Raw genomic sequence first — 13086 nt, 5'->3', positions numbered from 1 at the left:
CAGTGCGCCGGGGCGGTGAGGACCTGCGGCGCCGGCAGCGCGCCGGCGGCCGCGATGGTGCCCGCGTTGATCAGGCGACCTCGGTCACGCGCTCGATGACGACGTCCTGCACCGGCACGTCGCCATGGCCGCCGCGGTTGCCTGTGGCCACGCGTTCGATGGCGTCCACGACCTCGGTGCCCGAGACGACCTTGCCGAACACGGCGTAGCCCCACCCGTCCTGCGAGCTGTCCTTGTCCAGGAAGCGATTGCCCTTGGTGTTGATGAAGAACTGTGCCGTAGCCGAATGCGGTGCGCTGGTGCGTGCCATGGCGATCGTGTACTTCTCATTGCGCAGGCCATTGGCGCTCTCGTTGCTGATCGGCGCGCCGGTGGGCTTCTGCTTCATGCCGGGCTCGAAACCGCCGCCCTGAATCATGAAGTTGGGGATGACGCGGTGGAACACGGTGCCGTCGTAGTGGCCCGCGCGCACGTAGCTCAGAAAATTTTCCACCGTGGCGGGCGCCTTGGCGTCGTCGAGCTCGATGCGGATCGTGCCGGCGTTGGTGGTCATTTCGACGGTCTTGGTCATGTTCACTTCTCTACGGTTGCTTTGTTGATGAGCACGGGCTGCAGCGGCACGTCTGCATGCGGGCCCTTGTTGCCCGTGGGCACCTGCCGGATCTTGTCCACGACCTCCATGCCCGACACCACCTTGCCGAACACGGCGTAGCCGTGGCCGTCCCGGGAGTTGGCCTGATCGAGGAACGTGTTGTCCACGGTGTTGATGAAGAACTGCGCCGTGGCCGAGTCGGGCACCATGGTCCGTGCCATGGCGACGCTGCCGCGCACATTGGACAGGCCGTTGCGGCTTTCCAGCGGGATGGGCGCGCGGGTGGGCTTTTCCTTCAGGTCGGGCTGCATGCCGCCACCCTGGATCATGAAGCTCGGAATGACACGGTGGAAGACCGTGCCGTCGTAGTGGCCGGCGCGCACGTACTGCAGAAAGTTGTCCACCGTCTTGGGCGCCTTCTCCGGCGTCAGCTCGATCACGATGTCACCCATCGTGGTCTGCAGCTTCACCTTCTGGGCCCATGCGGCCGGCAAGGTCATGCATAGGGTAGAAGCAGTGACCAGAGCGGCGAGGGCGGAGAGTCGTCTCATGGGGGTGGGGCGTGTCCTTGGCTATACTGACCCATTCTACTGAAGCCCCCGGCGCCCGTTTCCCGGCCGGCGCCTGCCGGGCGGGTTGTGCCAGGAGCGTTCTCTCCTTGGCGCCTGCTGTCGCCCTCCCGTCGATGACCCTTCGCATCTACAACACGCTCACCCGACAGGTTGAGCCCTTCACGCCCATCGAACCCCGCCGCGTGCGCATGTACGTGTGTGGCATGACCATCTATGACCTGTGCCACGTCGGGCACGCGCGCATGATGATGGCCTTCGATGTCGTGAGCCGCTGGCTGCGCGCCAGCGGGTTCGACGTGACTTACGTGCGCAACATCACCGACATCGACGACAAGATCATCCGCCGCGCGCTGGAGCGCGGCATCACGATCCGCCAGCTCACCGACGAGATGATCGCCGCCATGCGCCAGGACATCGGCGCCATCGGCATCGAGCCACCGACGCACGAGCCGCGCGCCACCGAATACGTGCCGCAGATGCTGCACATGATCGGGCAGCTGGAGGCCAAGGGCCTGGCCTACCGTGCCCCCGGCGGCGACGTCAACTTCGCGGTGCGCAAGTTCCCCGGCTACGGCAAGCTCTCGGGCAAGTCCCTGGACGAGCTGCGCGCCGGCGAGCGCGTGGCAGTGCTCGAAGGCAAGGAAGACCCGCTGGACTTCGTGCTGTGGAAGGCCGCCAAGCCGGAAGAGCCGGCCGATGCCAAGTACGACAGCGACTTCGGCCCCGGCCGCCCAGGTTGGCACATCGAGTGCTCGGCTATGAGCTGCGCGCTGCTCGGCGAGCACTTCGACATCCACGGCGGCGGCATGGACCTGCAGTTCCCGCATCACGAGAACGAGATTGCGCAAAGCGAGGGCGCTACCGGTCAGCCCTTTGTCAACGTCTGGATGCACAACGGCTTCCTGAACGTGGACAACGAGAAGATGTCGAAGTCGCTGGGCAACTTTTTCACCATCCGCGACGTCCTCAAGAGCTTTGACGGCGAGACGGTGCGCTTCTTCATGCTGCGCACGCACTACCGCAGCCCGTTCAATTTCAGCGACGCCAACCTCGAAGACGCCCGCCAGGCGCTGCGCCGGCTCTACACCGCGTTGTCCAGCGTGGGGGACGTACCGGCGCTGGAGCGTATCGACTGGACGCAGCCCCAGGCCGCGGCTTTCCGTGCCGCGATGGACGAGGATTTCAACACGCCCGGCGCCGTGGCGGTGCTGTTCGAGCTGGCCGGCGAGGTCAACCGCAGCCGTTCGGCCGAAGCGGCGGCTCTGCTCAAGGCGCTGGGCGCCACGCTGGGGCTGCTGCAGCAGCCGCCACGTGCGTTCCTGCAGGGCGGCGGCACGCTCGACGAGGCCGAGATCGAACGTTTGATCGGCGAGCGCGCAGCGGCCAAGAAGGCGCGCGACTTCGCCGCGGCGGACGCCATCCGCCGCGACCTGGCCGAGCGTGGCATCGTGCTGCAGGACTCGCCGCAGGGCACGACCTGGGTGAAAGCCTGAATGGTGCGTCCGGCCGCCGTGGTCACGCCCGCCTATTGGGACGAGGCCTGTAAGCACCTCGCCAAGCGCGACCGGGTGATGCGCAAGCTCATCCCGCAATTTGGCGAGGCGCGGCTGCAGTGCCGCGGCGACGCCTTCACCACGCTGGCGCGCTCCATCGTCGGGCAACAGATCTCGGTGCGCGCGGCGCAGGCGGTGTGGGAACGCTTTGCAGTCGTGGCCGGCGGCCGCGCCACGCGGCTGCAGCCTGCAGCGGTACTGGCTCTGGAGGTGCCCGCCATGCGGGAGGCCGGCCTGTCGGCACGCAAGGTGGAATACCTGCGCGACCTGGCCACGCACTTCAGCAACGGCACGGTGCACGTGCGCCAGTGGCAACAGATGGACGACGAGGCCATCATCGAGGAACTGGTGGCCGTGCGCGGCATCGGTCGCTGGACGGCCGAGATGTTCCTGATCTTCCACCTGATGCGCCCGAACGTGCTGCCGCTGGACGACGTGGGACTGCTGCGCGGCATCAGCCTCAACTATTTCAGCGGCGAGCCGGTATCCCGGGCGGAAGCGCGCGAAGTGGGCGATGCCTGGACGCCGTACCGCTCGGTGGCCACCTGGTACCTGTGGCGCAGCCTCGACCCCGTGCCCGTTGAATACTGATTGACGCTCTCCGGCAAGGAAAACCTTTCATGAGCAAGAAACACTTCCTCGAATTCGAACAGTCCGTTGCCGAGCTGGAAGGCAAGATCGAAGAACTGCGCTACGTGCAGACCGAGTCCGCCGTGGACATCTCCGAGGAAATCGAGCGGCTGCAGAAGAAGAGCCTGCAGCTGACCAAGGACATCTACGCCAACCTCTCGCCGTGGCAGGTCACGCAGATCGCCCGCCACCCGCAGCGTCCCTACACGCTCGACTACATCAACGAAATCTTCAGCGACTTCCAGGAACTGCATGGCGACCGGCATTACGCCGACGACCAGTCGATCGTCGGCGGCCTGGCGCGTTTCAACGGCCAGGCCTGCATGGTGCTCGGCCACCAGAAAGGCCGCGACACCAAGGAGCGCGCCGCGCGCAACTTCGGCATGAGCCGCCCCGAGGGCTACCGCAAGGCGCTGCGGCTGATGAAGCTGGCCGAAAAGTTCGGGCTGCCGGTGTTCACCTTCGTGGACACGCCGGGCGCGTATCCGGGCATTGGCGCCGAGGAGCGCGGCCAGTCCGAGGCCATCGGCCGCAACATCTTCGAAATGGCGCAGCTGGAGGTGCCGATCGTCACCACGATCATCGGCGAAGGCGGCTCCGGCGGCGCACTGGCCATCAGCGTGGCCGACCAGGTGCTGATGCTGCAGTTCTCGGTCTACTCCGTGATCTCGCCGGAGGGTTGCGCCTCGATCCTGTGGAAGACGGCCGAGCGCGCCTCCGACGCCGCCGAGGCGCTGGGCATCACGGCGCACCGGCTCAAGGCGCTGGGGCTGATCGACAAGATCGTCAGCGAGCCCGTGGGCGGCGCGCATCGCGACCCGCGCCACATGGCTGCCACGCTCAAGCGCGCGCTCAACGACGCGCTGCGCCAGGTGGTGGACCTCAAGCCGCGCGAACTGCTGCAGCGTCGCTACGAGCGGTTGCAGTCCTATGGACGCTTCGCCGACACCACCGAGCGCTGACGTCCCCTGCGTCGCCGTCGCCGCCAGCGGCGGCCGCGACTCCACCGCGCTGCTGCACGCCACGGCCCGCGCCGCCCGCGCGCAGGGCTTGCGCGTGCTTGCGCTGCACGTGCACCACGGACTGCTGCCCGAGGCCGACGGATGGGTCGAGCGGCTGCAGCGCCAGTGCCGCGACTGGGCGGCGCTGGGGCTGCCAGTGCAATTCGACTGGTGCCACCTCGACGGCCGGCCTGGACGCGGCGACAGCGTCGAGGCCTGGGCCCGGCGCGAGCGCTACACGGCGCTGACACGCATGGCACGCGCCGGCGGGACGCGCCTGGTGCTCCTGGCGCATCACCGCCGCGACCAAGCTGAAACCTTCATCTTGCAAGCCCTGCGCGGCGGCGGCGTGGCGGGGCTGGCGGCTATGCCGCAGCAGGCGTTGCGCGACGGCATCCTCTGGGTGCGACCCTGGCTGGACAAGCCGCGTGAAGCCATCGAGGCCTATGTGCAGACCCACGGTCTGACCTTCGTGCAGGACCCGAGCAACGACGACCACGGCTTTGCCCGCAACCGGCTGCGCCACGCGGTGATGCCGGCGCTGTGCTCGGCTTTTGAGCAGGCCGAGCCGGCGCTGGCCGCGGCGGCGCGTCAGGCGCAGCAGGCGCGCGAATGTTTGGACGACCTGGCGGCACTGGACCTGGCTCGCGTGGAGCAGGGTGATGAGCTGTGCCTGGAGGCACTGGCGGCCCTGTCACCGTCGCGGCGGGCGAACCTGCTGCGACATTGGCTGCGCCTGCGCACGAGCCGCGGGCCGGCGCAATCGCTGGTCGAACGCCTCGTTGACGAACTGCCCGGCAAAGCACCCGCACGATGGCCGGCCGGCGGGCATGTGCTACTGCGCTACCGCGGCCGGTTGCGCTGTGAACCGCGCCCAGATCCTGGCGTGGCGACCGGCCAGGTGCCGTGCACCTTGCCGCTACTGGATGAGCCCGGCTGCCATCGTCTCGACGCCTGGGGCGGCAGCCTGCAGGTCCGGGCCGTGGACGAAGGCGGTGTGGCGCCTGCGCAACTGCGCGGCTGCGAGCCGCGCGCGCGCAGCGGCGGCGAGCAGTTCCAGCTGAGCACGCGCGGCATGCCGCGCAGCCTCAAGAAGCAGTACCAAGCCCTGGGCGTGCCCGCATGGCGGCGTGGTGGGCCACTGTTGTGGCGGGGCGAGCAATTGCTGTTCGTGCCCGGATTGGGCATCGACGCGCGCCACCAGGCGCCGCCGGGCACGCCGCAACTCGCCCTGGAATGGGTGCCCGATACGCCCGGCTAGAATCCCGGGTTCGCGGGCCGCTGGAGCCTCGCGGCAAACCCGGGCCTGTTTCACACACCATGGCATTGATCGTTCACAAGTACGGCGGTACGTCGATGGGCTCTACCGAGCGCATCCGCAACGTCGCCAAGCGCGTGGCCAAGTGGGCACGCGCCGGCCACCAGATGGTGGTCGTCCCTTCCGCGATGAGCGGCGAAACCAACCGGCTGCTGGGCCTGGCCAAGGAGCTCTCGCCCAAGCAGAGCACCTCGGCGCTGCTGCGCGAGCTCGACATGATCGCCGCTACTGGCGAGCAGGTGTCGGTGGGCCTGCTGGCCATCGCGCTGCAGGCCGAAGGCTGCGAGGCCATCAGCTACACCGGCTGGCAAGTGCCGGTGCAGACCGACTCGGCCTACACCAAGGCGCGCATCCAGAGCATCGACGACGCGCGCGTGCGTGCCGATCTGGCTGCGGGCCGCGTGGTGATCATCACCGGCTTCCAGGGCATCGACTCTGACGGTCACATCACGACGTTGGGCCGTGGCGGCTCCGACACCTCTGCAGTGGCGGTAGCGGCGGCGCTCAAGGCTGACGAGTGCCTGATCTACACGGACGTCGACGGCGTCTACACCACCGACCCGCGCGTCGTGGCCGAAGCGCGGCGGCTTTCCACCGTCAGCTTCGAAGAGATGCTGGAGATGGCGAGCCTGGGCTCCAAGGTGCTGCAGATCCGCTCGGTGGAGTTCGCCGGCAAGTACCGCGTGCCGCTGCGCGTGCTCTCCAGCTTCACGCCCTGGGATATTGATATCGAAGAGGAAGCCAGCTCCGGCACCCTGATCACCTTCGAGGAAGACGAAAAGATGGAACAAGCCGTTGTCTCCGGCATCGCGTTCAACCGCGACGAGGCCAAGATCACCGTCATGGGCGTGCCCGACAAGCCCGGCATCGCTTACCAGATCCTGGGCGCCGTGGCCGAGGCCAACATCGACGTCGACGTGATCATCCAGAACGTGTCGCACGACGGGAAGACCGACTTCTCCTTCACCGTGCACCGCAACGATTACCAGCGCACGGTGGACCTGCTGCAAAGCCAGGTCGTACCCCAGACCGGCGCGGCGCAGATCATGGGTGACACCAAGATCTGCAAGGTCAGCATCGTGGGCATCGGCATGCGCAGCCATGCCGGCGTGGCCAGCAAGATGTTCCGCGCGCTCAGCGACGAGGGTATCAACATCCAGATGATCACGACCAGCGAGATCAAGACCAGCGTGGTGATCGATGAGAAGTACATGGAGCTCGCCGTGCGCGCGCTGCACCGTGCCTTCGAACTGGACCAGGAACCCGCCGCCGCGGCCTGACAAGAAATCTGATAAAAAAAGATTCGCAAGGCGCTGGAAACGGCAAAAAAACCTTGCTAGAATCTGAGCTTCGCTGGAGTCGTGACCGAGTGGCCGAAGGTGCTCCCCTGCTAAGGGAGTATGCGGGCAAAACCTGCATCGAGGGTTCGAATCCCTCCGACTCCGCCAAGACGCAAAAGACCGAAGGATCCGAAAGGGCCTTCGGTCTTTTTGCTTTTGAGGCTCGAATCAGTGCTGGCCATGAAGCCTGCGCCGGCGCCGCGCCAGATCCGCTGCGGGCAGGGCGCTTCAATTCAAGTCAACGAATCGAGCTCAAGACGGCACGGCTGCCAGCGCACGGGCCAGCTCCAGCACGGAGCAGGGCGCGCAGCCCTCGGCCTTGTTGTTGATGGTGACGTAGGCGCCATGACCGGCGCCCAGCGTGCCAGCCAGCACGCGCACCAGCGCCTGGCGCGTCGGCAGGTCCGGCGCAACGAGCTTGTCGAAAGGCGCCCACCGGTCCTTGGCACTCGCATAGCTCTGGCCGAGTTGCAGGTTCCAGCGGCAGACCAGGTCACCGGGCCAGGTGGCTCGCAGCATCGGTAGCTGCTGCTCGATGGCCGGCATGCGGTCGTGCAGTCCCAGGCAATAGCGCACCCCGAAAGCCTTCAGCTGTGCCGCCAGCCAGGGCTGCAGCAGCTCCGGGTCACGCAGTTCCAGCGCCAGGCGGCTGCCCGCCGGCAATTCGGGCAACAGCGTCTGCCATAGCCGCTCCAGTTGCGCCTGCAGCCGCCGCGGATCGTGCAGCCATGCGGCCGGCAGCGGCGAGAGCTGGAACACCAGCACGCCCAGCTTGTCCTTCAAGCCCTCGATGGCGGGCCGCAGGCATTGCTCCAGGGACACTTGCGGATCGAGGAACAGCGGATTACTGCGCTCGGCGCGGCCGCCGCCATCACGCTGCACGGCGTCGCTGACCACCGATGCCGCCTTGACGACGAAGCGGAAGTCCGCCGGCACCTGCGCCGCCAGCGCCGCGAAAGCGGCCGCTTCCAGTGGCCGGTAGAAGGCCCGGTCCAGGCTCACGGTACGCAGCAGCGGATGCGCCGCATAGGCCGGGAGGCCTTCGCGCGACAGCCGCGCCTCCGGATAGGCCTGCGCCCACACCAGCCCGGACCAGCCGCTGAAATTCCACGACGAGGTCCCCAGCCGCAGCCGGCCACCCCAGCGCGCGTCGAGCTGCTGCGACAAGGCCAGCCACTCGGCGTCGGGCACCGCCGGCTGGACCGTTGCCTTTGGCGGCAACGGCACGTCGTCGAACAACAGGGGCTGGAGCGTGGAGGCCGAATGCTTCATGAGCCAAGCCTAGCAACCGAAACACACATGCCGCGTTCACGGCAGGAAAGAGGCCCAGACCCGGGACCAGCCAACTTCAGGACAGGTCACATCCGGAAAGAGCAGAGCATCCTCTCCATCTGATTTCACATAATACGCATTGAGGCGCAACGACCTGGACACGGCGAGGCCAGGAGATCCAGCCTCATCCCATCCTTGCTCCCGCTTCGATCCAGCAGCGACTCAGCGCCGCGCCGCCGCGTCCAGCTCTGCCGCCAGACCGTCCCGCCCTGCCGTGCGCGCGAAATCCGCCGCCGTGAGTTGCCGCTGATTGCGTGCCTTGGCGTCAGCACCGTGGCGCAACAGAAATCTCGCGGCGTCGATGGCGCCGTAGCCGGCGGCCATCATCAGCGGCGTGCTGCCGTTCGTGCTGAGCGCATTCACCGGCGCGCCGGCCTTGAGCATGACTTCCACCGGCTCGGGCTCCGGACAGGTCGCCGCATAGTGGATCGGCGCCCAGCCCTCGCGGTGCACGCGCGCGCCGCGCTGCAGCAGCCGCTGCATCCAGGCCACGTGACCGCGCAGCGCCGCCATCATCAGCGGCGTCTCATCGGCGCTGTTGGTCGCCTCCAGGTCGAGTTGCGGATGCGCCCACAGCGCCTCGGCGGCCTTGAGCGCATCCTCCTTGAACGCCAGCGTCAGCGCCGGCTGCCCATGCTCGTCCCGGGAGTTCGGGTCGAAGCCGCGCTTGAGCAGCCGCGCGACGGTCAGCCCGTCGTCGCGCTCGACCGCCTTGAAGAAATCTTCGTAGATGCCGGCCCGCGCCGGGCCGGCCAGCAGCCACAGGCCGGCAGCGAGTCCGGCACCCAGGCAACGGCGCCGGCCAGCACCTGGTTCCGCCAAACGGACCTTTCGAAGCGCCTGGCTCACGCCGCCTCCGTCACCTTGAACAGCCGCTCGAAATTGGCACTGGTGGCGCGGCCGATGTCCTCGGCGCTGCAGCCCCGCAGCTCGGCCAGCTGCGCCGCGACATGCGGCACGTAGGCCGGCTGGTTGACCTTGCCTCGGTACGGCACGGGCGCCAGGTACGGGCTGTCGGTCTCGATCAGCAGCCGGTCCATCGGCACGAACCTGGCGACCTCGCGCAGGTCCGCCGCGTTGCGAAACGTCAGGATGCCGGAGAACGAGACGTGAAAACCCAGGTCCAGCGCCGCGCGCGCCACGGCCGCGGTCTCGGTGAAGCAGTGAAAGACGCCGCCGGCCTGCTCGCCGCCCTCCTCGCGCAGGATCGCCAGCGTGTCGTCGCTGGCGCTGCGGGTGTGGATGATCAGCGGCTTATGGGTGGCGCGCGCCGCGCGGATGTGCACCCGAAAGCGCTCGCGCTGCCATTCCATGTCCTCGACGGTTCGCCCATTGAGACGGTAGTAATCGAGTCCCGTCTCGCCGATGCCCACCACGCGCGGCCGCGCCGCCCACTCGCACAGCGTGCCGACGCTGGGCTCCAGCACGTCCTCGTTGTCCGGGTGCACGCCCACGCTGGCCCAGAAGTTGTCGTGCGCCATCGCCAGCGCGTGCACGGATTCGAACTCCTCCAGCGTGGTGCAGATGCACAGCGCACGATCGACCTGGGCGGCCGCCATGGCGGCGCGGATCTCGGGCAGCCGCGCCTGCAGCTCGGGAAAACTCAGGTGGCAGTGGGAATCGACGTACATCGCAATCAACCGGCAAGCCGGGCACGCCCGGCGAAGGAATCAGAAGGTCAGAAAACCTGCGTCGGCCGCGCCGAGGCCAGCGTGGCGCCGAGGATGTCCTCGATGCGCGCCTTGAGAGCGCGCGAGGCCACGTCGCCCGCGAAGGCCACGCCCACGCCCTGCGGACGCCCACCCGGCGCGTGCGCCGGCGTGATCCAGGCCACCTTGCCCGACACGGCCAGGAGCTCGCTCTCGCCCGGCAATGCCAGGACCAGCTCGAAGGCATCGCCCAGCCGGTGCTCGCGCGGCGTGGCAACGAACAGGCCACCCTCGCCGAACAGCGGGATGTAGGCGCCATACAGCGCCGCCTGGTCCTCGAACGAGAGTTGCACCCGCGTCGGCTGCGACGCGCCCGGGTCGGAAGCAGGTGTGGTGTTCATCACCGACCGAGTGTAGTGACGCGGGCGCGGCCGGCGCCGGTCCCGGACTTGGCTGCCGGCCACAGCGCCGCAACCTGCGCCACCAGCGACTCCGCCAGCAGCGACGCATTCCACGGGTGCTCGTCATGGCGCGAGAGCTGCGTCAGCTCCCGCGACCATTGAGCCAGTGCCGGCAAAGCCGCGCCGGGCAGCAGCGAGTCGGCGGGGAAGTAACGCGGCGCCCCGCCGGCGGCCACCGCCATCAGGTCGTGACACAGTTTCAAGAGCGTCTCCAGCAGCCGCGGCAGCGGCCACTGCGCCACGGCCGTGGCGTCGCCCTGGCGCAGCCGCTGCGGCAGCGCGGTCCAGGCGGCCGCGTCGATGCCCTCGCCCGCCAGCGCCTGCGCCTCCAGCGGCCGTCCGCCCGCGGCGTCCAGCAGCACCGCCGGCTGGGCCAGGCCACGCTCGCGCAGCCATTCCAGCGCGGCCTCGCGCGGCGGCAACGGCAGCGCCAGGCGCTGGCAGCGGCTGCGGATGGTGGGCAGCAGCAGCTCCGGGTCGGTGGCGGTCAGCAGCAGCCGCACCTGCGGCGCAGGCTCCTCCAGCGTCTTGAGCAGCGCGTTGGCGCTGGCCTCCTGCATGGCGGTGGCCGGGTGGATCAGCAGCACCTTGGCCATGCCGCGCGACAGGCTCTGGTGCGTCCAGTCGATGGCCTGGCGCACGTCCTCGATGCGGATCCACTTGCTGGGCTTCGCATCCTTCTTGCGCGCTTCCTCGTCCTGCCAGCCCAGCGGCTCGCGCAGCGCTTCGGGCAGCAGCAGCTTGAAGTCCGGGTGCCCGTGCGTGTCCATCAGGTGGCAGGCGGTGCAGCGACCGCAAGGCCGCTGCGTGCCCTCGCCCGCCTCGCACAGCAGCGCCCTGGCCAGCGCGAAGCCGAACTCGTACTGCCCGACCCCCGCCGGGCCGTGAATCAGCAGCGCATGCGCGCGCTGCTGCAGGGCCCGCTGCAGCGGCGCGTCCAGCCAGGGCAGCGACGGCGCGCTCACCAGCCGCGCTCCAGGAGCGAACGCTCGATCTGCGCCCACACCGCCTCGCGCGGCTGATCCGCGTCAATCTGGATGAAACGCCCCGGCGCCGCGGCCGCGCGCGCCGCATAGCCAGCGCGCACGCGACTGAAGAAGCGCTCGTCCTCGCTCTCGAAGCGGTCCGCCGCCCGCGCCGCGGCGCGGCGCTGCGCCGCGACGTCCGGCGGCAGGTCGAACCAGAGGGTGACGTCGGGCTGGCGCCCTTCCTGTACCCAGCTCTCCAGCCGGCCCAGCACGTCCAGGTTGAAGCCGCGCCCGCCGCCCTGGTAGGCGAAGGTGGCGTCCGTGAAGCGGTCGCACAGCACCGTGGCGCCGCACGCCAGGGCCGGCTCGATGCACTGGCGCAGGTGGTCGCGGCGCGCGGCGAACACCAGCAGGCTCTCGGTGAGCGGGTCCATGGCCTCGTGCAGCAGCAGCTCGCGCAGCCGCTCGGCCAGCGCCGTGCCACCGGGCTCGCGCGTGAGCTGCACCTCGCGGCCGCGTGCGCGCAGCCACTGGGCCAGCGCCTCGATGTGCGAGCTCTTGCCGGCGCCGTCGATGCCTTCGAAGGTGATGAAAGCAGGATTCACGTGGGACTCGGATGAAGGAAGTGTCAGGGCGCGCTCGCGCCGCGGGGCGCGCGCTGGTACTGGTTGACCGCGCGGTTATGGTCCGCGAGGTTGTCGCTGAAGACGCTGCTGCCGTCGCCGCGCGCGACGAAGTACAGCGCCCTGGTTGAGTCCGGCTTGACCACCGCGCGCAGCGAGGCCAGGCCCGGCATCGCGATCGGCGTGGGCGGCAGCCCGGGCCGGGTGTAGGTGTTGAAGGGCGTGTCTTCGAGCAGGTGGTGCTTGCGCAGGTTGCCGTCGAAGCGCTCTCCCAGGCCGTAGATCACGGTCGGGTCGGTCTGCAGCGGCATGCCCACGCGCAGCCGGTTCAGGAACACCGCCGCCACCTTGGGCCGGTCGGACTCCCGCCCCGTCTCCTTCTCGACGATGGAGGCCAGCGTCAGCAGGTCGTCGATGCGGCGCAGCGGCGTGTCGGCCGGGCGCTCGGCCCAGACCGCTTCGAGCCGCCGCTGCATCGCCGCCTGCGCGCGCTTGAGCACCGTCAGGTCGCTCACGCCGCGGCTGTAGGCGTAGGTGTCCGGAAAGAAGCGCCCTTCCGGCGCCACGCCCGGCAGGCCCAGCGCGGCCATCAGCTCCGCGTCGCTGAGCGCAGCCGTGGCGGGTTTCAGCGCATTGGCGCGGGCCAGCTCGGCACGCACCTGCCTGAAGGTCCAGCCCTCGATGAAGCGCACGCTCTCCAGCGCTTCGTCGCCGCGCACCATCTTGTCGAGCAGCTGGCGCGGGGTGACGCCGCGTTCGACCTCGTAGCTGCCGGCGCGGATCTGCCGGTCCTGGCCGGACCAGCGGAACCAGTGATAGAGGAATTGCGGATTCGTCTGCACACCGGCGTAGACCCACTCCTCGGCCACCCGGCGCGGCGCGGTGCCCGGCTCGATGGACAGTTCCACCGAAGGCAAGGCCAGCGGCAGCGGCCGCTGCAGCCACCACCACACCGTGCCCGCCGCACCCAATCCGGCCACGGCCAGCAGCAGCGCGAGGGCCAGCAAGATCCGCTTCATCACCACACCAGTACCGCCCCGGGCAAAG

General features: G+C 68.9%; 14 protein-coding genes and 1 tRNA gene. 6 read left to right on the top strand and 9 right to left on the bottom strand.

Going from position 1 to position 13086, the window contains the following annotated elements; all coding sequences use genetic code 11:
• Nucleotides 1–70 precede the first annotated feature (70 nt).
• Both FJ694_RS09020 and FJ694_RS09015 read right to left on the bottom strand, forming a co-directional pair.
• A complete protein-coding gene (locus tag FJ694_RS09020) occupies nt 71–571 on the bottom strand; it encodes a peptidylprolyl isomerase (RefSeq protein ID WP_157266250.1) in 501 nt (166 codons plus the stop codon).
• A 2-nt stretch (nt 572–573) separates the two neighbouring features.
• Nucleotides 574–1092 carry a peptidylprolyl isomerase gene (locus FJ694_RS09015; protein WP_375140205.1) on the bottom strand — a complete coding sequence of 173 codons (519 nt, stop codon included), beginning with the start codon at nt 1090–1092 and terminating at the stop codon, nt 574–576.
• Between the two features lie 185 nt (nt 1093–1277).
• On the opposite strand from FJ694_RS09015, the gene cysS reads away from it, so the two are divergent.
• The 6 genes from cysS to FJ694_RS08985 all read left to right on the top strand — a co-directional run bounded on the left by cysS (nt 1278) and on the right by FJ694_RS08985 (nt 7114).
• A complete protein-coding gene (gene cysS / locus FJ694_RS09010) occupies nt 1278–2657 on the top strand; it encodes a cysteine--tRNA ligase (protein ID WP_157266309.1) in 1380 nt (459 codons plus the stop codon).
• Nucleotides 2658–3308, top strand: a complete 651-nt coding sequence (locus tag FJ694_RS09005) for a DNA-3-methyladenine glycosylase family protein (RefSeq protein ID WP_157266248.1) — start codon at nt 2658–2660, stop codon at nt 3306–3308.
• A gap of 29 nt (nt 3309–3337) precedes the next feature.
• A complete protein-coding gene (locus FJ694_RS09000) occupies nt 3338–4309 on the top strand; it encodes an acetyl-CoA carboxylase carboxyltransferase subunit alpha (protein WP_157266247.1) in 972 nt (323 codons plus the stop codon).
• Entirely contained in the window at nt 4278–5609 is a 1332-nt protein-coding gene (gene tilS / locus FJ694_RS08995; protein WP_157266246.1) for a tRNA lysidine(34) synthetase TilS, read from the top strand. Before FJ694_RS09000 ends, tilS begins: the two co-directional genes overlap by 32 nt.
• A gap of 59 nt (nt 5610–5668) precedes the next feature.
• Nucleotides 5669–6946 carry an aspartate kinase gene (locus tag FJ694_RS08990; RefSeq protein ID WP_157266245.1) on the top strand — a complete coding sequence of 426 codons (1278 nt, stop codon included), beginning with the start codon at nt 5669–5671 and terminating at the stop codon, nt 6944–6946.
• A 75-nt stretch (nt 6947–7021) separates the two neighbouring features.
• A tRNA-Ser gene (locus tag FJ694_RS08985) sits at nt 7022–7114 on the top strand.
• A 144-nt stretch (nt 7115–7258) separates the two neighbouring features.
• Here FJ694_RS08985 and FJ694_RS08980 read toward each other — a convergent pair.
• The 7 genes from FJ694_RS08980 to mltG form a co-directional block, all read right to left on the bottom strand.
• Nucleotides 7259–8278: a DUF72 domain-containing protein gene (locus tag FJ694_RS08980; RefSeq protein WP_157266244.1), complete on the bottom strand. Its 1020-nt coding sequence runs from the start codon at nt 8276–8278 to the stop codon at nt 7259–7261.
• 222 nt (nt 8279–8500) lie between these two features.
• Complete coding sequence (locus tag FJ694_RS08975) at nt 8501–9160, bottom strand: ankyrin repeat domain-containing protein (RefSeq protein ID WP_232539964.1); 660 nt, start codon at nt 9158–9160, stop codon at nt 8501–8503.
• Nucleotides 9161–9183: 23 nt separating this feature from the next.
• Nucleotides 9184–9969, bottom strand: a complete 786-nt coding sequence (locus tag FJ694_RS08970; RefSeq protein WP_157266243.1) for a TatD family hydrolase — start codon at nt 9967–9969, stop codon at nt 9184–9186.
• A 47-nt stretch (nt 9970–10016) separates the two neighbouring features.
• A complete protein-coding gene (locus tag FJ694_RS08965; protein WP_157266242.1) occupies nt 10017–10388 on the bottom strand; it encodes a PilZ domain-containing protein in 372 nt (123 codons plus the stop codon).
• A complete protein-coding gene (locus tag FJ694_RS08960) occupies nt 10388–11413 on the bottom strand; it encodes a DNA polymerase III delta subunit-related protein (RefSeq protein WP_232539963.1) in 1026 nt (341 codons plus the stop codon). The genes FJ694_RS08965 and FJ694_RS08960 overlap by 1 nt, the downstream gene beginning before the upstream one ends.
• The gene (gene tmk, locus FJ694_RS08955) at nt 11410–12021 is read right to left on the bottom strand and encodes a dTMP kinase (RefSeq protein WP_157266241.1); all 612 of its coding nucleotides are present in this window, start codon (nt 12019–12021) and stop codon (nt 11410–11412) included. The genes FJ694_RS08960 and tmk overlap by 4 nt, the downstream gene beginning before the upstream one ends.
• Nucleotides 12022–12044: 23 nt before the next feature.
• Nucleotides 12045–13058 (bottom strand): endolytic transglycosylase MltG, encoded by a 1014-nt coding sequence (mltG, locus tag FJ694_RS08950; protein ID WP_157266240.1) that lies wholly within the window; start codon nt 13056–13058, stop codon nt 12045–12047.
• Nucleotides 13059–13086: the final 28 nt, after the last annotated feature.

The sequence above is a fragment of the Azohydromonas aeria genome (assembly GCF_009760915.1).
Lineage (GTDB): Bacteria > Pseudomonadota > Gammaproteobacteria > Burkholderiales > Burkholderiaceae_C > Azohydromonas > Azohydromonas aeria.
Note: the sequence above shows the minus strand (reverse complement) of the source record. Positions and strands in the feature narration are given on the sequence as shown.

What these genes read in the sequence shown, in the direction of transcription:
- FJ694_RS09020 (WP_157266250.1), bottom strand. Translation starts at nt 571, where the DNA reads ATGACCAAGACCGTCGAAATGACCACCAACGCCGGCACGATCCGCATC.
- FJ694_RS09015 (WP_375140205.1), bottom strand. Translation starts at nt 1,092, where the DNA reads ATGACCTTGCCGGCCGCATGGGCCCAGAAGGTGAAGCTGCAGACCACG.
- cysS (WP_157266309.1), top strand. Translation starts at nt 1,278, where the DNA reads ATGACCCTTCGCATCTACAACACGCTCACCCGACAGGTTGAGCCCTTC.
- FJ694_RS09005 (WP_157266248.1), top strand. Translation starts at nt 2,658, where the DNA reads ATGGTGCGTCCGGCCGCCGTGGTCACGCCCGCCTATTGGGACGAGGCC.
- FJ694_RS09000 (WP_157266247.1), top strand. Translation starts at nt 3,338, where the DNA reads ATGAGCAAGAAACACTTCCTCGAATTCGAACAGTCCGTTGCCGAGCTG.
- tilS (WP_157266246.1), top strand. Translation starts at nt 4,278, where the DNA reads ATGGACGCTTCGCCGACACCACCGAGCGCTGACGTCCCCTGCGTCGCC.
- FJ694_RS08990 (WP_157266245.1), top strand. Translation starts at nt 5,669, where the DNA reads ATGGCATTGATCGTTCACAAGTACGGCGGTACGTCGATGGGCTCTACC.
- FJ694_RS08980 (WP_157266244.1), bottom strand. Translation starts at nt 8,278, where the DNA reads ATGAAGCATTCGGCCTCCACGCTCCAGCCCCTGTTGTTCGACGACGTG.
- FJ694_RS08970 (WP_157266243.1), bottom strand. Translation starts at nt 9,969, where the DNA reads ATGTACGTCGATTCCCACTGCCACCTGAGTTTTCCCGAGCTGCAGGCG.
- FJ694_RS08965 (WP_157266242.1), bottom strand. Translation starts at nt 10,388, where the DNA reads ATGAACACCACACCTGCTTCCGACCCGGGCGCGTCGCAGCCGACGCGG.
- mltG (WP_157266240.1), bottom strand. Translation starts at nt 13,058, where the DNA reads ATGAAGCGGATCTTGCTGGCCCTCGCGCTGCTGCTGGCCGTGGCCGGA.